Origin of the sequence: Exiguobacterium sp. s70 (assembly GCF_018618315.1) — a bacterium.
Taxonomy (GTDB): domain Bacteria; phylum Bacillota; class Bacilli; order Exiguobacteriales; family Exiguobacteriaceae; genus Exiguobacterium; species Exiguobacterium chiriqhucha.
This window is the reverse complement of the sequence record NZ_JACSLV010000003.1, coordinates 186,641-206,788: the sequence shown is the minus strand read 5'-3', so window position 1 is coordinate 206,788 and position 20,148 is coordinate 186,641. Positions and strand designations below refer to the sequence as shown.

Annotated in this window: 22 protein-coding genes; 15 read left to right on the top strand and 7 right to left on the bottom strand. The window is 52.8% G+C overall.

Going from position 1 to position 20,148, the window contains the following annotated elements; genetic code table 11:
• The first annotated feature begins 98 nt into the window (after positions 1–98).
• Both KNP84_RS09510 and KNP84_RS09505 read left to right on the top strand, forming a co-directional pair.
• On the top strand, positions 99–317 hold the full coding sequence (locus tag KNP84_RS09510; RefSeq protein WP_021067968.1) for a hypothetical protein: 219 nt from the start codon (positions 99–101) through the stop codon (positions 315–317).
• 61 nt (positions 318–378) lie between these two features.
• A complete protein-coding gene (locus KNP84_RS09505) occupies positions 379–849 on the top strand; it encodes a hypothetical protein (protein WP_214715232.1) in 471 nt (156 codons plus the stop codon).
• 19 nt (positions 850–868) lie between these two features.
• On the opposite strand, the gene KNP84_RS09500 is transcribed toward KNP84_RS09505, so the two are convergent.
• Positions 869–1,975, bottom strand: a complete 1,107-nt coding sequence (locus KNP84_RS09500; RefSeq protein ID WP_215114675.1) for a glycerol dehydrogenase — start codon at positions 1,973–1,975, stop codon at positions 869–871.
• A 371-nt stretch (positions 1,976–2,346) separates the two neighbouring features.
• On the opposite strand from KNP84_RS09500, the gene KNP84_RS09495 reads away from it, so the two are divergent.
• The 5 genes from KNP84_RS09495 (at position 2,347) to KNP84_RS09475 (ending at position 6,133) form a co-directional block, all read left to right on the top strand.
• Entirely contained in the window at positions 2,347–3,006 is a 660-nt protein-coding gene (locus KNP84_RS09495) for a type 1 glutamine amidotransferase domain-containing protein (protein WP_021067971.1), read from the top strand.
• Between the two features lie 113 nt (positions 3,007–3,119).
• Positions 3,120–3,545 (top strand): DMT family transporter, encoded by a 426-nt coding sequence (locus KNP84_RS09490; protein WP_021067972.1) that lies wholly within the window; start codon positions 3,120–3,122, stop codon positions 3,543–3,545.
• Positions 3,546–3,556: 11 nt separating this feature from the next.
• The gene (locus KNP84_RS09485) at positions 3,557–4,228 is read left to right on the top strand and encodes a Crp/Fnr family transcriptional regulator (RefSeq protein ID WP_021067973.1); all 672 of its coding nucleotides are present in this window, start codon (positions 3,557–3,559) and stop codon (positions 4,226–4,228) included.
• Positions 4,229–4,239: 11 nt separating this feature from the next.
• Positions 4,240–4,716, top strand: coding sequence for a DMT family transporter (locus KNP84_RS09480; protein ID WP_215114674.1), 477 nt, complete (start codon positions 4,240–4,242; stop codon positions 4,714–4,716).
• A 91-nt stretch (positions 4,717–4,807) separates the two neighbouring features.
• Entirely contained in the window at positions 4,808–6,133 is a 1,326-nt protein-coding gene (locus KNP84_RS09475; protein WP_214836632.1) for a hemolysin family protein, read from the top strand.
• 10 nt (positions 6,134–6,143) lie between these two features.
• Here the strand turns inward: KNP84_RS09475 and KNP84_RS09470 are convergent, their stop codons facing one another.
• Complete coding sequence (locus KNP84_RS09470; RefSeq protein WP_251131202.1) at positions 6,144–7,328, bottom strand: M20 metallopeptidase family protein; 1,185 nt, start codon at positions 7,326–7,328, stop codon at positions 6,144–6,146.
• 14 nt (positions 7,329–7,342) lie between these two features.
• On the bottom strand, positions 7,343–7,771 hold the full coding sequence (locus KNP84_RS09465; protein ID WP_058765325.1) for an NUDIX hydrolase: 429 nt from the start codon (positions 7,769–7,771) through the stop codon (positions 7,343–7,345).
• A gap of 137 nt (positions 7,772–7,908) precedes the next feature.
• Between KNP84_RS09465 and KNP84_RS09460 the strand changes: the two genes are divergently transcribed.
• Together KNP84_RS09460 and htpX are read left to right on the top strand one after the other, a co-directional pair.
• Positions 7,909–8,457, top strand: a complete 549-nt coding sequence (locus tag KNP84_RS09460) for a LemA family protein (protein ID WP_021067978.1) — start codon at positions 7,909–7,911, stop codon at positions 8,455–8,457.
• 21 nt (positions 8,458–8,478) lie between these two features.
• Positions 8,479–9,360 (top strand): zinc metalloprotease HtpX, encoded by an 882-nt coding sequence (htpX, locus tag KNP84_RS09455; protein WP_058765535.1) that lies wholly within the window; start codon positions 8,479–8,481, stop codon positions 9,358–9,360.
• A 291-nt stretch (positions 9,361–9,651) separates the two neighbouring features.
• Here the strand turns inward: htpX and nagE are convergent, their stop codons facing one another.
• The 3 genes from nagE to KNP84_RS09440 are packed head-to-tail and all read right to left on the bottom strand — an operon-like array spanning position 9,652 to position 12,492.
• A complete protein-coding gene (gene nagE / locus KNP84_RS09450; protein WP_214836644.1) occupies positions 9,652–11,139 on the bottom strand; it encodes an N-acetylglucosamine-specific PTS transporter subunit IIBC in 1,488 nt (495 codons plus the stop codon).
• Positions 11,136–11,984 carry a PRD domain-containing protein gene (locus KNP84_RS09445; RefSeq protein ID WP_021067982.1) on the bottom strand — a complete coding sequence of 283 codons (849 nt, stop codon included), beginning with the start codon at positions 11,982–11,984 and terminating at the stop codon, positions 11,136–11,138. Before KNP84_RS09445 ends, nagE begins: the two co-directional genes overlap by 4 nt.
• A 19-nt stretch (positions 11,985–12,003) precedes the next feature.
• Complete coding sequence (locus KNP84_RS09440; protein ID WP_021067983.1) at positions 12,004–12,492, bottom strand: PTS sugar transporter subunit IIA; 489 nt, start codon at positions 12,490–12,492, stop codon at positions 12,004–12,006.
• Positions 12,493–12,952: 460 nt separating this feature from the next.
• Here KNP84_RS09440 and KNP84_RS09435 point away from each other — a divergent pair, with 460 nt between their 5' ends.
• Together KNP84_RS09435 and KNP84_RS09430 are read left to right on the top strand one after the other, a co-directional pair.
• The gene (locus KNP84_RS09435; protein ID WP_215114673.1) at positions 12,953–14,863 is read left to right on the top strand and encodes an endonuclease MutS2; all 1,911 of its coding nucleotides are present in this window, start codon (positions 12,953–12,955) and stop codon (positions 14,861–14,863) included.
• A gap of 90 nt (positions 14,864–14,953) precedes the next feature.
• On the top strand, positions 14,954–15,661 hold the full coding sequence (locus KNP84_RS09430; protein WP_021067985.1) for a hypothetical protein: 708 nt from the start codon (positions 14,954–14,956) through the stop codon (positions 15,659–15,661).
• 28 nt (positions 15,662–15,689) lie between these two features.
• Here KNP84_RS09430 and KNP84_RS09425 read toward each other — a convergent pair whose 3' ends face one another.
• Positions 15,690–16,250: a hypothetical protein gene (locus KNP84_RS09425; protein WP_215114672.1), complete on the bottom strand. Its 561-nt coding sequence runs from the start codon at positions 16,248–16,250 to the stop codon at positions 15,690–15,692.
• Between the two features lie 142 nt (positions 16,251–16,392).
• Here KNP84_RS09425 and KNP84_RS09420 point away from each other — a divergent pair, with 142 nt between their 5' ends.
• The 4 genes from KNP84_RS09420 (at position 16,393) to licT (ending at position 20,106) form a co-directional block, all read left to right on the top strand.
• Complete coding sequence (locus tag KNP84_RS09420) at positions 16,393–17,040, top strand: response regulator transcription factor (RefSeq protein WP_215114671.1); 648 nt, start codon at positions 16,393–16,395, stop codon at positions 17,038–17,040.
• Positions 17,040–18,311, top strand: coding sequence for a HAMP domain-containing sensor histidine kinase (locus KNP84_RS09415; RefSeq protein ID WP_215114670.1), 1,272 nt, complete (start codon positions 17,040–17,042; stop codon positions 18,309–18,311). The genes KNP84_RS09420 and KNP84_RS09415 overlap by 1 nt, the downstream gene beginning before the upstream one ends.
• Positions 18,302–19,042, top strand: a complete 741-nt coding sequence (locus KNP84_RS09410; protein ID WP_021067989.1) for an AAA family ATPase — start codon at positions 18,302–18,304, stop codon at positions 19,040–19,042. The genes KNP84_RS09415 and KNP84_RS09410 overlap by 10 nt, the downstream gene beginning before the upstream one ends.
• A 212-nt stretch (positions 19,043–19,254) precedes the next feature.
• On the top strand, positions 19,255–20,106 hold the full coding sequence (gene licT, locus KNP84_RS09405; protein WP_214836659.1) for a BglG family transcription antiterminator LicT: 852 nt from the start codon (positions 19,255–19,257) through the stop codon (positions 20,104–20,106).
• The last annotated feature ends 42 nt before the right edge of the window (positions 20,107–20,148 follow it).

Genomic DNA, 20,148 nt, shown 5'->3' with positions numbered 1-20,148 from the left:
GCGTGTACTGCCTGAGCCCGATGTGCCGGCAACCCAAAAACGATACACTTATCGTGTAGGGAAGAGATGGATCGAAGTATCGAAAGGAGTGAGCGCATATGGAACTCATTTTTGGTTTACCATTGTTACTGCTTGTCCTATTCTTTGCCTTTTTGTATTTCAACATCAAAGGGCTATCGAGTATGTGGAAAGATTACAATCGGACGAAATCGATGATTCCTCTCGGATTTTTCATCATCGGGATTATCGGGATCTTCACTGGCGTCTGGACGTGGCTCGTCATCTTGATTTACTATGCCGTCCGTCCGAAAGCTTGACCGGACACCATGTGCGAAAGTGCATGGTGTTTTTTTGCTATACTGAGGACGAGGTGTTGTCATGGATAAATTGCTTAAGGCGTGGTTCATCATCACGCTCATTACATTTGTGCTTTTTAAGCTAGGTGAGACGATGACCGCCGCCTATACGGAATCGGCGGGCGAGGGGAATCCATACGTGCTCGTCTTGCTGGTCGGTTGGCCGTTCATCCTGTTGTTCATTTGGATTACGATTCGGCTCGCGCAGCGCACCGTCGCGTCGGTAAACCGTTTGGCGCGAATCGGTCTCTTGGTGGGGAGTCTCGTCATGGCGGGAGTCGGTTTCTATATTAACGCCGAGCAGGCCGCTTCGCTCCGCGCTGGCATCCGTGCTTCTGAGAACGCGGCCTATGCGTCAGGATGGAATCAGTTCACGAACATCATTTATGCGAACCAATTGACGTTTTTCGTCCTGACGGTCAGTTGTATGGCGCTTGGAGTGGCGTTTTCCTTCGTCACCCGCAAACGAACGAACGAGGAACGGCTCAACTAGCCGTTCCTCGTTCGTTTGTTTAGCTTAGTTTACTTTGATACAGGCGGGCGTAGCGGTCGGCCGCGATGATGGCATCGGCGACTTGTTCTGGGGTCACATCGAATCCGCTATGAATCGTCTCGCCTTCTGCGGTCGCGGCTTGGCCGACTTTTAGGATGTCTTCGCGGGAAGCATCTTTCAATTTCACGTCTTCAAGCGTGACCGGCAAATCGAGCGCCATATACAAGGCGACATAGCGGTCAAACTCTGCCTGCGTCCGGCCTTCGAGTGCGAGTTGGACGAGTGTACCGAAGGCGACTTTTTCGCCGTGCGTCAAATGGTGAATGTCGCCATGCAGGGCCGTGAATCCGTTATGGATGGCGTGCGCAGCGGCTAATCCACCACTCTCGAACCCGAGACCGCTCAAGAGCGTGTTCGCTTCGACAACGGACTCGAGTGCCGGCGTGACAACTTTGGCTTTTACGGATTCGTAAGCTAGAATCCCGTAATCGAAAAGCACTTCTTCACAGCGTTTGGCAATTGCCTCCGCGGCAATGGTCGGGACACCGCCCGCCATCGTTTTTCCGCCAAACGCAAGGACACTTCGAACCTCGACCCATGTCGCGAGCGCGTCGGCAATTCCTGAGGCGAGGAACCGAGCCGGGGCCTCAGCAATCAGTTTCGTGTCGACGAGAACCAAATCTGGATTCTTTTTATAGAACCGATACGTCTCAAAGTTTCCTTCATCCGTATAGATGACAGAGAGGGCACTCGTCGGCGCATCCGTCGAAGCGATGGTCGGCACGATCACGATGCGGGCGTCCAGTTCGTCAGCGACGGCTTTGGCCGTATCAAGCGTTTTCCCGCCGCCCATCCCGATGACGACTGCGGTATGGCTCTCTGCGGCCGCTTTGGCAATCCGTTCAATCTCGTGACGGGAGGCCTCACCGACGAAATCGGCCTTCTCAGCGTTGACGCCGCTCGCTTTAAGGGAATCGGTCACCCGCTCCCCGATCAAGCGCCAGACGATGTCATCGGCGATGAGCAACGCCTGTGACCCGAAGTGACCGACATGGTCCCCGATTCGATCGATTGTATTCTTGCCTTGCACGTACTTGGCTGGACTGATAAATACGCGTTCTGACATATTCAACATCCTTTCTGAAGTAGCGATCACGACAGGACAACAGTAGATTTGTTCCCGATTCAACCCTAGCTTCAAACAGACATCCTTGTGACAGCTCGGTGAATCCGAACCGAACTTCTTTCACAGCCCACTCATCATCACGAGTACTACAATCAAGACGGCGACGGCAAGAAATCCCCAATCGAGTACGTATCTCATCACAATCGTTCCCTTCTGCCAGCATGTAATGAGTATAGACGGTCGGCAAGCGAAAGCCATTTCCAAAATCGGACCAGGTCAAAAAAAGACCGACGTCGCAGGTCCAGAGGTTTGAATGGAACCAGAGCGGGAACAACTCTTTCGTATGCTTAATTTTGAAGGAGGAATTTTCAATGTCTAAACATGTACTGATTGTCACGACGTCTGCCGATCAATTAGAAAACGGTCACGCGACAGGGCTTTGGCTCGAGGAATTTGCTGCACCGTACCTTCAATTTGAGAAGCAAGGCTATAAAGTCACAGTAGCGAGCATCGAAGGCGGAGACGTGCCAATCGATGCGAACAGCTTAGAGGGCGAATTGCCGCAAGAGGTTTTGGATACGCAGCATCTATTGAAAGATACAGCCCGACTTGATCAAGTGGCGGATGACACGTATGACGCTGTTTTCCTTCCGGGTGGGCATGGGACGGTCGTCGACTTCCCGAACAGTGAGACGCTACAGCGTGTCATCCGTGACACGTATGAAGGTGGAAACGTCGTCGCAGCCGTCTGTCATGGCCCGATCGGTCTTGTCAACGTCAAGTTAAGCAACGGAGAACCGCTCGTCAAAGACAAGCGCGTGACAGGATTCACGGACGCAGAAGAGCGCGAAATGCAGCTCGACTCAGCGGTGCCGTTCCTACTTGAATCGGCGATGCGCGAGCGTGGCGGGAAGTTCGATAACGCCGACAACTGGGCCGTCAATGTAGCCGTGGACGAGCGCCTTGTCACGGGTCAGAACCCGCAGTCGTCAGAACAAGTTGGCGCTGAAATCGTCAAATTGCTCGGATAATCGTAAAGACAGCTTAGGAATGATTCCTAAGCTGTCTTTTTTTCGGACATATGTCCTTTTCAAAGCGCTCCATCTCACGTACAGTCAGACGAGGAGATAGGAGGGGAACTTGTTTGGGAATTTTATTTGCCGTGCTCTCGGGCACGTTCATCGCGTTGCAAGGTATTTTTAACGCTAAGCTCGGTTACGCGGTCGGCGCCTGGTTGTCGGTCACAGTCGTCCATCTCGTCGGTCTCGTGCTCGCACTCCTCATTTATGCGTTCAAACGGGATGCAGATTTAACGGCGTTTCGGCGCGTGCCTTGGTATTACAGCCTCGGCGGTTTGTTCGGAGTCTTCGTCGTCTTCGGGGAATTGACAGCCATTCAACAGCTCGGTGTCACATGGGCCATTTGCGTTTTGCTCGTCGCCCAATTGATTGGAGCGTTTTTGATTGATGTGAACGGATGGTTCGGGGTGAAACAGAAACCCGTCAATCAAGGTCAGCTTTTGGGGCTCGCTTTAATGATCATCGGGATTGGGATTTACACGTTCACGTAAGGAGGAGCCAGATGAGAGTAGAAACAGCGTTAGCACGGCTCGGGTGGGCCCATCTGTTTTCAGGACAAACGTTAGAGGCGTCGACAATCATGACCTATCCGTCCGGGGCGATGCTCTGCACGAATGGTAACCCGATTGAGTCACTCTTCGTCGTGTTGTCGGGACGTGTCAAAATCTATACGTTAAGTGAGGAAGGCAAGTTGCGCTTACTGCGTTTAAAGATGGCCCCGACGTTGATTGGAGATATCGAATATGCGAGTGGACGCAACGTGCTCCACACGGTCGAGACAGTCGGCCCGGTGACGTGTTTGCGCATCCCGTTCGATGTGTTGCGCACACATAACCGGACAATCGAATTTACGGAGCACCTTCTCCGTGGCGTGTCTGAGAAGTTGTTTATCGAGGCGAACGCCTCATCGAACCATCTCATGTCGACGCTCGAAGAACGGTTGGCGGGTTATCTCGTCTCGCTCAGCGAGTCAGGGAATGAGTTGTTCCAAGATGAGATGAGCCAGTTGAAGCGAAAAGAAGTCGCGGAATGGCTCGGGACGAGCTATCGCCATTTGAACCGGACGTTACAGGCGTTCGCGGATGAGGGACTCGTCGAGAAAACACGGACGCAAGTGACGATTTTAGATGCGACTCGATTAAAAGAACGTGCCAATGGCATGTTGTACGAATAAGGAGGAAATTCATGATAGTAGGAATCATCTGTTCGGCAGTGGCCGGCGCATTCATAAGTGTCCAAGCGGCGGTCAATGCAAAAATGAACGTCTATTTAGGCGCCTGGGCGACGACGGTGCTCGTCTTTATCGTCGGGTTGCTCGGTTCGCTCGTTCCACTTGTTCTATTTGGCGGTAATCTCCAAGGGCTGTTTGACATCTCGCCGATTTATGCGCTCGGCGGTCTGCTCGGTGTCGGTGTCGTCTTCTGTGTGATGCGAAGCATTCAATTGCTCGGGCCGACTTTATCGGTGTCGATTATCCTCGTCTCTCAATTGATTTGGGCACTCGGTGTCGACTTGTCCGGAGCGTTCGGAATGCCACAGTTGTCATTGTCCCCAGGTCAGGTCATCGGACTGATGGTGCTACTTCTCGGTGTCATCGTCTTCAAGCAGTCACAAGCAACGGCTCTTCAGCAAGAAAGTTCAAACGAAGCGACTTCACGTTGAAGTGGCTTCTTTTTGAGCAAAACGGGTACAGGTGGATAACGAATCTCTGATAGGATAGAGAGGGAAGCAGTACGAAATATACGTAGAGGTGATGAAAACGGTGGATTCTTCCATAGTAATCGATTTACTGATTGTTTTATTCTTGATTGTGTTGAACGGGATTTTTGCGATGACGGAGATCGCGCTCATCTCGTCTAAACCGGCCAAACTTGAAGTCGAGGCGAACCGCGGTAAGCGCAGTGCCGAAATCGCACTCAAGTATTCAAAAGATCCGACCGACCTGTTATCGACGGTCCAAGTCGGAATCACGTTAATCGGGATCATTAACGGGGCCTACGGGGGTGCGCGTTTCTCGGCACCGCTCGGCGAATTGTTCGCACAGCTCGGAATGAGTGCCCAATACGCACCGACCGTCGGTTACGTCGTCGTGGTCACGATTATCACATACTTGTCGCTCATCATCGGTGAACTCGTGCCGAAGCGGATTGCCCTCGTGTCACCAGAGAAAGTCACGATGGCCATCATTCCAGCGTTGGATGTATTCAGCAAAGTGATGCGACCGTTCATTTGGATTTTATCGAAATCGACGTTGTTCCTCTTTAAACTGCTCGGCTTGAAAGCAGAACAATCGAGTGGCGAGACGGAGCTCGAGATTAAACAGCTCTTATTCGAAGGGGCCCAACAAGGGGCGTTCGCTCACGAAGAAGTACAACAGGTCGAGCGCGTGTTTGCGTTCCATGACCAGTTGATTTATGAGTTGATGCAGCCGCGGACGACGCTCGAATGGGTCGACCTCGAAGATGATATGGACGATATCAAGAAATCGATTTATGAGAGTAAACACAATAAACTCCCGGTCGGTCGCGATACGCTCGATGAATTCGTGGGCTATATCGATGTCCGTGATATTTTGACGTTACCGACGCTTCGGGAGCCATCGCAAATCTTGAAACGAATCAAACAACCGCTCGTCGTGCCAAAACAGCGAGAAGCGAGCCAAGTGTTGCAGATGATGCAAAAGAATGGCGTCGAAATCGCCTTCGTGCTCGATGAGTATGGTGGGTTCCTTGGAATGGTCACGTTGTTCGATATTTTGGAAGAAATCGTCGGCGAAGTGATGATTGAAGAAGAAACACCGGAAGTCGTGCGCCGTGAAGACGGCTCATATTTGGCCGATGGATTGCTCGGCATCGAGGATTTGAAGCGGACGTTCGGGATTCGAGACAATCGCTTCGATGAAGGACGAAATTCCTATCATACGCTTGCCGGTCTCGTCATTTATTCGCTCGGTGACTTCCCGAAACGGGGAGATGTCGTCGAGGCGTACGGACTCCGGTTCGAAGTCGTCGATATGGACGGAAAACGTGTCGACCAAGTACTTGTGTCGATGCTATCTGATCAAAGAGAAGAAGACTGACGCCGCGGCGTCAGTCTTCTTTTTTGTGCATGTTCCACGTCTCGAACGCCGCCTGCATGAGGATGCGGGCGGTATGCAGCATCGCCCGTTCATCCACATCGAACCGAGGGTGATGGTGGGGGAAGACGGCCCCGACTTCAGGGTTGCCGGCCCCTGTGAAAAAGAAGCTACCGGGGACATGTTGCATATAGTAGGCGAAATCTTCTCCGACCATGAGCGGTGCCATCTCGATGACGCCATCCGTCCCGACGACACGCGCGGCACTGCGACGCACATGGTCGGTCTCGGTCGCATGGTTGATGACAGCGGGATAGCCGCGAATGTAATCGAGCTCATAATGTGCCTCGCTCGCCGAACAGATGTGGGCGATGGTGCGCTCCATCTCGGTAATGATGCGCGTCTGTGTCTCCGGGGTGAACGTCCGTACCGTGCCGGACAGTTTCGCCTCGTCGGCGATGACGTTGAACGCTTGACCGGCGACGAACGTCCCGACGGTCAAGACGGCCGGTTCGAGCGGGTCGATGCGGCGGCTGATGACTTGTTGCAACTGGCTGACGATATTGGTTCCGACCATGACGGCATCGACCGTGTGTTGCGGGATGGCCCCGTGACCTCCTTTGCCTTTGACGGTCAGTTCGAACCGGTCGGCCGCCGCCATGATCGGTCCAGTCTTCACACCAACCGTGCCGAATGGAAGCGGCGTCCAAATATGAGAACCATAAATGTAGTCGACCCCGTCGAGGCAGCCATCTTCGATCATCGGTTTGGCCCCGCCTGGTGCGAGCTCTTCCGCGAACTGATGGATGAGGACGACATCTCCGGGAAGATCAATTTCCGTAAGGGCTTTCGCCAAGACGAGCAACGTCGCCGTATGGGCATCATGGCCGCAAGCGTGCATCGAGCCGTTCACTTTTGAACGATACGGAACATCTTTTAAATCTTGAATCGGTAACGCATCGAAGTCGGCACGAAACGCGATGGTTGGACCGTCACCGCCCTGAATCCGTCCGACGACACCGTTGCCGCCGACGTGTTCGCGCACGTCGAGCCCGAGCTCACGTAAATAGGCCGCAATCGTCCGCGGTGTCTCCCGTTCTTCAAAAGAGAGTTCGGGATGTTGGTGGAAGTGGCGTCGAAGCGACACCATCTCTTCGTATAACTCAGTCAATCGGGAATCGAGGTCAGTCACAAGCATAGCAAGCACTCCTGTCAGTTGATTGTTTTTGTTTGAATCAAGTTCCATACGTCATGTGAATCTAAATCATCGAGAATCGGTTGAAGTAACATCTGTCGTGCTTCATCAGCCGTCACCCATCTGGCATCGCTATGCTCTTCAGAGAGAGTGATGGTTGTTGCGACGGGATGAGCCCAGTACGTCATCAGGACGACTTGACGATTCGAGTCGGTCAAAAATGTCGTGGCGTACAGTAAGTGTTGAACCGTTACGCGTAGCCCGGTTTCTTCGAATACTTCCCGTTCTAGGGCCTGTTCGAGCGTCTCGCCAAAGTCGAGCTTGCCGCCGACAAGCTCCCACGTGCCAGGATGGACTTCATCATCGGTTGCCCGTTTGATGATGAGGAGCCGGTCGTCTTGCACAATCACTGCCTTCACAGCGACGACGATGGATGGAATAGACATCGTGACACTCCTTTGTATGAAATCGTGAGAAAGCTCACTGTAGATATGAATCATTTACTATATTTTCCTAAGTTATGCTTATGGTATACGACGAGAGGGAATTAATACAGGAGAAAATCATGAAATGAGGTGTCGAAATGGGTTGGATTATCGCAATTGGGATTATCGTTGTCTTGGCGTTCGTCTATTTCTCGATGTACAACGGACTTGTCAAATATCGAAACTGGGTCGACGAGGCGTGGGCACAGATTGATGTACAGTTGAAACGGCGTTACGATTTGATTCCGAACTTGGTCGAAACGGTGAAGGGCTATGCCAAACACGAGCAAGAGACGCTTGCGAAAGTCGTCGAGCTCCGGAATCAGCTCGGGTCGAAGACGAGCCGTCAAGAACAGATGGAAGTGAACGATCAATTGAGCGGCGCGCTGAAAAACTTGTTCGCTCTCCGTGAGGCATATCCAGATTTGAAAGCGAATGAGAATTTTAAGATGCTCCAAGAAGAACTGACGCAGACCGAAAATAAAGTAGCCTACTCACGACAGTTGTATAACAATACGGTCATGAAATATAACACGAAAGTCGAATCGGTCCCGACGAACATCATCGCCTCCGTTCACAACTTCGAAAAACGCGACATGCTCGAAGCTCGTGAAGAAGAACGCGAAAACGTGCGAGTTTCATTTTAATGGATTGGAGTGGCGACGATGATTTTATATGAACAGATTCGGAAAAATAAAATCAAGACCGTGTTCATCGTGGCCGGATTCGTCCTTCTCGTCTTAGGCGTCGGGGTGGTCATCTCGTATTTGAATTATGGTGACCCGCTCCCAGGCCTCATCTTCACGCCGGTGTTCTCGCTGTTTTATATCGGGATCGTCATCATGTCGAGCACGAACATCGTCATGAAGATGAACCATGCCCAAGAGATCACGTCGGTCGATCAGCATCGGTTTCTCTGGCACACCGTCGAGAATATGGCGATGGTCGCGCGTGTCCCGATGCCGCGCATCTTCATCATCAACGATGCGTCACCGAACGCGTTCGCGACCGGCCTGAAACCAGAAAAGGCGGCTGTCGCCGTGACGACCGGACTGCTCGACCAGTTGACGCGCGAAGAAGTCGAAGGTGTCATCGCCCATGAAGTCGCCCATATCAAAAATTACGATGTACGACTGGCGACAGTGACGCTCGCCCTCGTCTCGGTCATCGCCATCATGAGCGATATCGGGTCGCGGATGCTGTTCTTCCGCAGCGTCGGCGGCCGCCGCGACAACAACCAAAACCCGATTTTTATGATTGTCGGGCTCGTGTTGTTGATTCTCGCACCGCTCATTGCCACGCTCGTTAACTTGGCCATCTCACGGAATCGTGAGTTTTTGGCGGACGCGAGCGGGGCCGAATTGACACGTAATCCGGATGCCCTCGCGTCGGCGCTCGAGAAAATCGCCAATATCCAGACACCGGTGAAGGAAGCCTCACGTGCCTCTGCGTCGCTCTACTTTTCAGACCCGCTCAAGAAAAAGCTGAGCGGTCTGTTCTCCACGCACCCGAACCCGTCTGAACGGATTGCCAGACTGCGAAGTATGTAGTGCATAACGAAGGTCCTCTTTTTAGGAAGAGGGCCTTTGTACGTGAATCGGATCAGCCTATTTCACATATCCAGTTTGTATTGATTTTGAATGGGAATGATAGTAAAAAGAGGACGGATTGGAGGGGACTTCATGTTTGAGTCGGCACTTGAGTTAGGCATTGTCATCTTCTTATTGATTTACTCAGTCACGGTTTCGCTGATGTTGATGTCAGTCAAAAAGAAGAGCTGAACTTAACATATGAGCAAAGGCAGTAAAAAGCCACCTCGCGCGCGAGGTGGCTTTCGTCAGTTACCCGGCGCGATGGCTCCGGAGTTTTTCAATCTCTTCGAGGACGAATTGGACGTTCGTTCCGACGATGACTTGGATGTGGTTCGGGCTGACAACCTTGATACCAGGGATGCCTGCTTTCTTGATTTGGGCTTGGTCGACCGTATCCATGTCTTTCACATCGACACGAAGGCGCGTGACGCACGATTCGATGCCCGTGACGTTTTGATCGCCGCCGAGACCATCGTAAATCATCGCTGCCATGGCAGAGTACTGTCCGCCGGCTGCGACTGGAGCCGTGCGTGTTTCACCTTCAGGCGCTGTTTCCGTTGCGACCGCGTCAACCGCTTCGTCTGACTCACGACCTGGTGTGGCCAAGTTGAGTTTGACGATCATGAAGCGGAAGATGACGTAGTAGATGGCACCGAAGACGAGACCTTGAACGAGCAACATGTACGGTTGGTTCGCGAGCGGTAACCGTGAGCTGAGGACAAAGTCGACAAGACCGGCGCTGAAGCCGAATCCGGCCGTCCATTGGAACGTCGCCGCGATGAAGAGGGAAACCCCTGTCAAGACCGCGTGGACGAGGTAGAGAACTGGTGCGAGGAACATGAACGAGAACTCGAGCGGTTCCGTGACACCTGTGAAGAACGATGCGAACGCTGCGGCGAGAAGGAGCGAGGCCGCTTGTTTTTTACGTTTTGTTTTCGCTGTATGGTACATGGCGAGAGCTGCTGCCGGAAGACCGAACATCATAATCGGGAAGAACCCCGCTTGATAGCGTCCAGTAATCCCTTTTTCGCCTTCGCCTGACCAGAAGTTACCGATGTCATTGATACCGGCCACGTCGAACCAGAACACCGAGTTCAAGGCGTGGTGAAGTCCAGTTGGGATTAACAGACGGTTGAAGAAACCGTAAAGTCCAGCACCGATCGCGCCCATTTTCGAGATGGTTTCCCCGAATCCGACGAGTCCTGTGTAAACGACCGGCCAGACGAAGTAGAGGGCGACCGAGACGAGAATCATCGAGAACGCTGTCATGATTGGGACGAGACGCTTGCCACTGAAGAAAGCGAGCGCGTCTGGAAGCTTCACATGACTAAAGCGGTTGTACATTTGAGCGGCGACGATACCTGACAAGATACCGACGAACGCGTTGGCAATTTTACCGAACGCTGGGTTGACGGCTTCGACGTCGATACCTTGGAACAAGGCGACGGTAGCCGAAGACAAGAGCGTTGTGACCGTGAGGAAGGCGACAAGTCCGCTTAGAGCGGCTGAGCCGTCACGGTTTTTCGCCATTCCGAGGGCGACCCCGACTGCGAAGAGAATTGGAATGTTATCGATAATGGCTGCACCGGCTTTGATCAAGAATGCGGCGGCGATGTTTTCAGAACCCCAGCCGACGGGATCAATCCAGTAACCAATCCCCATGAGAATGGCAGCTGCAGGAAGTACGGCAACTGGCAACATGAGGGAACGTCCGAGACGTTGTAAAAAGTTCATCATTGTGAATTTCCTCCTTTTTGATGGTGTTGATCTTGCAAGCGTTGAATGTGGAGCGTAATATAACCAAGCTCTGATTCGGGCAAGACGATGCCGTATAAGTCTTCCATTTCGTTTGCGACGTCAGACGCACATGCATAGGCCGACGAGAACTTCGTTTGAATCATGAGAAGCATATCTTCGTCGATCGTATGGTGATCGTAATGGTTGACCCGATCCATGACGAATCGTAAATGAGTTAATAAGCGTTGATAGGATAAGTCATCTTCTTCTATAGATAGATCGAGTCGTCTCGAAATCGATTGAATCATGTCACGTACGATTGTCGTCTGTTTGACCGTCTTGCGTAAATCACCTCCCTTCACTTTTAGTGTATGGATGTGTAGCGCGATGAAGGCCGCCTCATCTTTCGGCATCTTGACGCCGAGTTTGTCCTCGATGAGGTGAAGCGCCCATAGTCCGATCTCGTACTCGTTTCGATATAAAATCTTAATCTCGTTCAACAGTTTATTTCGGAGCGAGATGCCTTCTTGCTCGCGCTCGATGGCGAACGAGATGTGATCGGTGAGGACGATATGGATGTGTTCGTTGAACGTCGTCTCGAGCCGTTTTTCCGCATGCGAAATGATTTCTTCTGAAATCGTGAAGTGCTCGATTGGAATCCGCGTCAGCAGTTGTTGAAATTTATCGTTCTCCGACATGACGAACAACTTTTCAACTTTATGCGGATTGACGATATCGTTGCGTGCCTTCTTGAATGCGACGCCCGGTCCGATGGCGATTTTCTCTTCACCCTCGTCTGAGACGATGACCGCGTTGTTGTTTAGAATCTTTTTGATTTTTAACATGTGTCCTCCTATCGAGGAGTCATTGTTCCGCTTGAGCGACGACGGTCTTCCCAGGAAGCGATGGGCCGCCTGCATGGAACGAGTATGGCTGTTCCAAAGCGCCTCCGTTCGTGATGACCATTGGGGTGACCGTGTCTTTTCCGGCTTGCCGGATTTGTTCCAAGTCGGCTGTCAAGAGTGGCTGTCCGGTCGTGACCGTGTCACCGACTTTGACGTGGACATCGAACGGGCTTCCCGCAAGCTCGACCGTATCTAGTCCGACATGAATCAAAATTTCAGCTCCGTCTCCCGAACGGAGCCCGATGGCATGCTTCGTCGGTGCGACTTGGACGATTGTCCCATCAGCCGGAGCGACGACGGTTCCGTCCGTCGGCATGATGGCAATCCCGTCGCCCATCATCTTCTCGCTGAAGACAGGGTCGGTCACTTCCTCAAGTGGAATGATGTCTCCTTCCATGGGTGCATAAAGTGTCAGTGTATGTCTCTTCATCCACTTATTCAATAACATAATCAAATCATCCTTTCGCTTGAAAAATGATTGTGAAAAAACAAAACAGGCATGGAGTATAGACGGGTGGCCTGAGCCTTTCGTCTTACCCCATGCCTGATCGAATCAGTCACATGTGATCATTATTCGTTTCGTCACCCTCAAGATAGCACGCCGATGTATAGATATCAAGACCTAATTTGAAAGCGTTCTCTAGAAATTTTACTTCTTCGAAAATCTGTTGTATAGTTAGGGCGAAACTGAATGAGAAAGGTGTTGCATGTTAATGAGTGAGGTTGTATCTGCCTAACGAACTGAAAAATGTTGGATGACGCGTCTTTTTGTCATGCCTTCATGTTCTGTTACAGATACTGCCCTTCATAAACTGCCAGACACCGGTCTGTCTTTTTGCGTTGGTCGTCATCGGCCGACGCTTTTTGTTTGCGCGGTATCTCCATCCCATTTTTAAGGAGACTCTATCATGAATGAACAAACATTAGACAAACTACAATATAACGACTTGATTCAACACGTCGAACGCTACTGCATCAGCGGATTCGGACGCAACTTGTTACGAAACCAGCGTCCGACGAGCCATTTGCAAACGGTGAAAAAACGGCTCCAAGAGACATCGGAAGCACGCGCAATTCTCGACGCGACGTCACACGTCCCCTTTATCGGGGTATCCGATATGGAACCACTCATCGGTAAAATCAGCCGGGGCATCCAGCTCGAGGCAAGCGAACTCGAAGCCGTCGCCGAATTTTTCCGGGGTGCCCGGAAACTGAAGCGGTTCATGGCCGAGCAGGCGTTCTTTGCACCGCTCTTGTCCCTTTACGCGGGAGAGATGAGCGAGTGGCGCAGTATCGAGGAAGACATTATCCAGTCGATTCGCGGGGGACGTGTCGTCGACGAGGCGTCCAAAGAATTGAAACGGGTCCGCAAACAAATCGACATTCTCGAAGGACGGATTGAGGAGCGGTTGAGCAAGTTCTTGAAGAGTGCTGCGAACCGGGAAGCGATTCAAGACGGCTTTGTGACGAAGAAACAAGACCGATTCACGATTCCGATCAAAGCGTCGTATAAACATAAAGTCGCTGGGGCGATCATCGACACCTCGAGCCGCGGTACGACTGTGTTCATCGAACCGGAAGCGGTGGCGAAGCTGAACGCGGAACTCGTCGTCAAACGGACGGAGGAAGCAGTCGAAATCTATCAAGTGCTCGCCACGCTCACCGGCATGGTGGCGGAAGCGTTGCCGACCATCGAGGCGACGCTCGACGTCATCGCCCAATACGATATGGTGTTCGCGAAAGGGAAGTATAGCCAAGCCATCGATGGCATCGCCCCGCGCGTGAACGGTGTCGGAAAAATCCGTTTGAAACAAGTCCGCCATCCGCTCCTCGAACGGGCGGTCCCGCTCGACTTCTCGCTCGGGGACACGTACCGCGGTCTGATTATCACCGGACCGAACGCCGGCGGGAAGACGGTCGTCTTGAAGACGATCGGTCTGCTCAGTTTGATAACGATGAGCGGGCTTCATATCCCGGCCCATCCGGACACGGACATCTCGACGTTTGACGACGTATTCGTCGATATCGGGGACAACCAGGATATGGGGTCGGCGCTCAGCACGTTCTCGGCCCATATGCATAACGTGGCGAGCATCATGCAGAAGGCCGGGAAACGGTCGTTACTATTATTCGATGAGATCGGAAGCGGGACTGAGCCGAACGAGGGAGCGGCCCTCGCCATCGCGATTTTGGAAGAGGCATATAAGCGCGGCTGTCTCGTCGTCGCCTCGACCCATTACGGCGAAATCAAAGCGTACTCCGAGACGCATCCGGACTTCATGAACGCGGCCATGCAGTTCGACCCGGACACGCTCGAACCGAAGTATCGGCTGTTGATTGGGCAGTCCGGCGACAGCAACGCCTTATTCATTGCCCGGAAAATGAAATTGCCCGAATCGATTTTGAAGCAGGCGGCCCGCTATATGCACGACAAGACGTACGACCAGTCGCTCCTTGATGCGACGCGACTGACACAAGAAGTCGTCCGCCCTGTCGTCGAACCTGACCAAATGCTAGTGAAGGGTGACCGGGTCCGCCTGCTCGAGACGGATCAAGTCGGTCTTGTCTATGCGATGGACGAATCGTTGCGCCAAGTCACCGTGTATGTCGACGGTGTCTTCAGTGAGCAACCGCTCCGCCGAGTTCGACGCGAGGCGAAAGCGCTCGACTTGTATCCAGCTGGTTATAACCTGGAAACGTTATTCATCGATTACCGGGACCGGAAAGAAGCCCATGACTTTGCTCGCGGTTCGAAGAAGGCGCTCCGTCGCGTCGAGAAAGAGATTCGGGCGCGGCAACGTGCCGAACGAGGCGAATGAGTGTATCCGGGAAGACACTCGGGTAAGGAACAAGGACCGGGAGTCATCACGTACAGTTCGGCTTTCGGGTAACGTGTCGGAGGTGACTGGATGTTTTGGTTAAGCTTGTTGTTCGCCATCGGATTTGCCTTGATTCACTACTTTTCAGGACAGTTGATTCACGTGCGCGAGACGCCGCGGAGCCGGTTTCTGTCACTCGCCGGCGGAGTCGCCGTCGCGTATGTGTTTCTTCATCTCTTGCCTGAACTGAACGAATATCAACAAGAACTCGAAGGACATCTCGAGAGCGGACTGTTCGCTTCAATCGAGAATCATATCCTCGTCGTCAGCATGCTCGGTCTGGCAGTGTTTTATGGCTTGGAACGGTTGGCCACGCAAATGAAACGGCGTGGCAACGGCAGCGTTTTTTGGATTCACATGGCGTTGTTCATCGTCTACAACTTCAGCATCGGCTATGTGCTCGCGGAGAGCGAGTTCGATACGGCATGGGCAATGACACTCTACTTTGTCGCATTAGGGATTCATTTCATCACGGTCGACCAGGGTCTGAGGCATCACCATCAGGAGTCGTACGACAGGCGAGGCCGATTGTGGTTGTCGTTGGCTGTGCTTGCCGGGTGGGGCGTCGGCGCATTTTCAGTGCTCCATGAAGTGACGCTGTCGATGATTGTCGCGTTCTTGGCCGGGGGGATTATTTTGAACGTCATGAAAGAAGAGCTGCCGGAAGAGCGAGACAGCAGCTTTCGTGCGTTTGCTGTCGGGCTCATCGGATACGCTTTACTGTTATTGGCCATATGAAAAGGCAACCGCGAGGTTGCCTTTTTGCTTACAGTGAATTGGTGCTCTGATTGTCTACGTTATCATCGGCCGCAGGTGTGTCCTCATCTTGGTTCGGTCCACCGAATTGACCACCGTGATGAGGGCCATGCCCACCTCCGTGACGTCCACCGCCAAAGCCGCGCATGTCGCCTAAGTCGTCGTAACTCGTGACGTCAGCAAAACGTTCTTCGTGGTCGGCAAGAATCGCGTCGGCCTCATCTTGCGTCAAGTCACCGGATTCGATGGCTGCCTCAAGTTTCGCTTCATGAGAGGTGATGATCGCCTCGATGAACTGTTCGATGGTGATCCCTTTTTCTTCCGCGAGTTCAGGAAGCGATTGTCCTTCTTCTCGCGCTGCCTCCACCTCGGCTTCGGTCAAACCGAGCGCCTCGAGCAAAGCGGCCTGCCCGGCGGCCCGGTCACCGAACATACCCCGTTCTCCGCGTTCGCATTGGGTCGTCGTTTCCGTTCCGTCGGTTGTTGTCGTATCGTTCGTGGCGGCATAGACGCCGGTTCCTGAGACGGCAAGTAGGCCGGCCAGGGCGATGGCTAATTTAGATGTTTTCATATTAATCTCCTCCTTTACTACTTCAAGTGTAGGACGTGGACGTTCAAAAGTTGTGAGGGAGTTGCAAGGTTTCTGCAAATTGTCTTTGGGAAATGATGGGTTCGTTTCGCGATGCGATATAATGAGGGTGGAGGCGATAAAGATGAATGTACTCGTAGTCGAAGATGAACCGAAATTAGCGGACGGGCTCGCCCGCTTTTTAACGTACGCGGGGTTTCATGTCAGTGTGGCCGGCACGCTCGCCGAGGCGAAACGACAGCTCGAGCAACCGTTCGATGCAGTCTTGCTCGACGTTCGTCTGCCGGACGGGGAAGGATGGACGCTCATTCCAAAACTGAAGGCGCTTAAGCCGCGGCCGGCCATCATCTTGGCGACGGCACGAGGAGAGGCAGATGACCGTGTGTTCGGTCTCGAGCTCGGGGCCGACGATTATTTGGTCAAACCGATTGTGTTAAAAGAACTCGAAATTCGTCTGAAGCGTCTCGTCAAACAGACGGACGAGATTTCGTTCGGCGACATGACGGTGGACGCACGTTCTCGCACGGTGACTGACGCCGGGCAAGCGATTCGAATGACCAATAAAGAATATGAGTTGTTACTCTACTTCTTGAAGCATAGCGGAGAAGCGCTCGATCGGAACCGCCTACTCGACGAGGTGTGGGATTACACGTTCGCCGGGGATACGCGGACGGTCGATACGCACGTCAAGCAGTTGCGCGACAAATCAACGACGATGAAACAGCAATTGAAGACGGTGCACCGTGTCGGTTATCGATTGGAGGAAGTCTGATGAGCCGTTTGATGAAGAAACTGCTTTGGACGGCAATCCTTCCGCTCGTCGTCATGGCGTTGCTCACGTTCGGCCTGACGTCGCTATTGATTGGACGTTTCGCTGAGACAGAGAGCTATGACCAATTAGCGCGTGAAGCAGATATCGTCTACGAGGCTCTCGTGGATGGGCGCGGCATACCCGGACAGCTCGATGTCCTCGTGTTTCAAGACGGGGAGGCGGTCAATCTTGAGCGGGGAGGTAGGATGCGTCGACAGATGACGCCGATGCTCGACCCGGACGGATTGTCCGAACGAGACGAGGTCAGCGTGAACGGGATGCGGCTATTGACGTTCCTGCGGGAAGAAGGAGATGTTCAAATCGTGACGTATGCACCTGTCCCGCTGTCGAACCCTCAGTTTCGCCAAATTTATGTCATTCTCGGCAGCGGTTTTTTGCTCGCACTCCTCGTCGCCATCGGTGTCACGTATTGGATGGGTCGGCGTTTGACGTCCCCGCTCATCGAGCTGAAGCAGGCGGCCGCGTCCATCATGTCGGGTCGTCATGATCTCATATTGCCACCGGTCACCGACGACGAAATCGGCGATTTGACGGAAGCGGTCCGTCAAATGAACACGTCGCTCGAAGAGAAAGAGCGACTGCAAAACACGTTCATCTCGGGAATCACGCACGACGTCCGCACCCCGCTCGCCATCGTCCGAAACGAGGCAGAAATGCTCGAGCTCGGTGTCGTCAAACAAGAAGATGTGGCCGAGACGGGACGTAGCATGACCGAAGAAGTCGATCGCATCGACCGGCTCGTCACCCAGATGCTCGAATACTCGAAGCTATCGGCAGGCAAGCTGGCGCTCACGATTGAGACTGTTCACATGAATGAATTGATTGAAGCGACGGTCGCGCGGATGGAGGAATGGTTCCGTCACAAGCAAGTGACGGTCACACTTGAACTCGTCGAGGACGCGGTCGTTCAGGCGGACCGGTTGGCGATGGAGCGCATCCTGTCAAACTTTCTTCAGAACGCGTATCATGCGAGTCCGATTGGCGGAATGATTACAATCAGGCTCACCGAGCGACGGCTTGAAATCGAGGATGACGGTCCGGGCATCACAGCATCGATGCGTGCCAACATCTGGGACATGTATGTGAAAGGCGACCGCTCGAACGGGCACGGGCTTGGTCTGGCTATCAATAAGCTGTTACTCGAGGCACAAGGGCTGTCGTACGGGATTGAGTCGAGAGAGGGGGCACTGTTTTGGATCGAATGGGAATAAACTTATTTTTGCGGGGTGTGCGCTTGGAACGGGACCGGATTGAGACACCTGGCTATCCGTTCTCGCTACCGATTTTTGAGGGGTTTGATGAACTGACGATGACGAAGTCGGTCACGTTCTTGGTCGGCGAGAATGGGAGTGGAAAATCGACGTTGGTCGAAGGAATGGCCATCGCCGCCGGATTCAATCCGGAAGGTGGGGCGACGACGTTCCGTTTTGAGACCGAGGCAACGCATAGCCCGTTGTTCGAGGCGCTCCGTCCGATTCGGGGTGCCTATCGACCGAAGGACGGATTTTTCCTCCGGGCCGAGACGGCATATCAATTGTCGAGTTATGTGGATGAGATTGCACGAACGTCGCCCGACCCGGAACGGTTCTATGCGTCTTACGGCGGTCGATCGCTCCATGAGCAATCGCACGGAGAGGCGTTCTTGTCGCTCATGCTCCATCGTTTCCGGGATGGCGGGCTCTATATATTGGACGAGCCTGAGGCCGCCTTGTCCCCGATGCGGCAGTTGACGATGCTCGCGCGGATGCATGAACTCGTCCAATCGGGCAGTCAATTCATCATCGCGACCCATTCACCAATCCTCATGTCGTATCCTGACGCCGACATACTCCAAGTCGAGACGGGACTCCGGCCGACGACGTTCGACGAACTCGAGCACGTCCGTGTCATGCGTGACTTTCTAGCGGCACCAGAACGGATGCAACGCATCCTGTTCGAGTGAAAACGGTCACGGTGTAAGCGTTTTATTTTTATGTTGACGTCAAGATTTCAAGGGAGTATGCTAGTAGCGAGAAGAAGAAAATCCATTTTGGGATTGTTACTGGTCAAGCAGGCAAAACCTAAATTGATGCCGATCATCCAAATTTGGGCGGACCGGTGTGAATTTAGGTTTTTTTCTTTTCACTCGAACTTGAGCGGAGGTGAATTGATTCCATGCAGATTTCAAAAGTGTTCAACAATAACGTCGTGGCCATTCAAGCGAACGGTCAAGAACAAGTCGTCATGGGACGGGGGATTGCGTTTCAAAAACGTCCGGGTGATGCGATTGATCAAGCGCGGATTGAAAAAGTCTTTACGCTCGAGAGTAAAGAGAGCCACGAACGGTTCGTTCATTTTTTGAATGAGATGCCAGCGGCGGAGATGGATACGGTCAAAGAAATCGTCAAGTTGGCGGAGACGCGGCTTGAGAAGTCGGTCCATGATTCGCTATATGTGACCCTCGCCGACCACATCCATTTCGCCCTCAGTCGGTATCGGGATGGAATCATCATTCGGAACCCGCTTGTTTGGGAAGTGAAACGATTTTACGGACCCGAGTTCACCATCGGGAAAGAAGCGGTCGCCCTCATCAATGAACGGCACGACGTCAAATTAGACGAAGACGAGGCGGTCGCCATCGCGCTCCATCTCGTCAACGCGACGATGTCGGGCGCCAAAGGTGAAAATTTGCATCTCGTCACCGAGATGACACGCGCCACACAAGCAATCCTCACCATCATCACGTACCACTTTCAAATTGATTTAGATGAAGAATCATACGCCTATTCACGATTCTTGACCCACTTGAAGTATTTCGTCCAACGGCTTGCCTCAGGTGAGAAGATTAAGCAGGGGGGCGACGAGACACTGTTCGAGATGGTAAAGCTGCGCTATCCGGATGCTTACGAATGTGTCGAGAAAATCGCCGGTCTAATCGCCACGAAGTACAGTTACGAAGTCTCGACCGATGAGCGGTTGTATATGATGATTCATATCGAAAACTTAATGAAAGAACGACGATCCTAAGGATGGTTACTGATGATGCAGGCCAAACCTAAATGACGACAC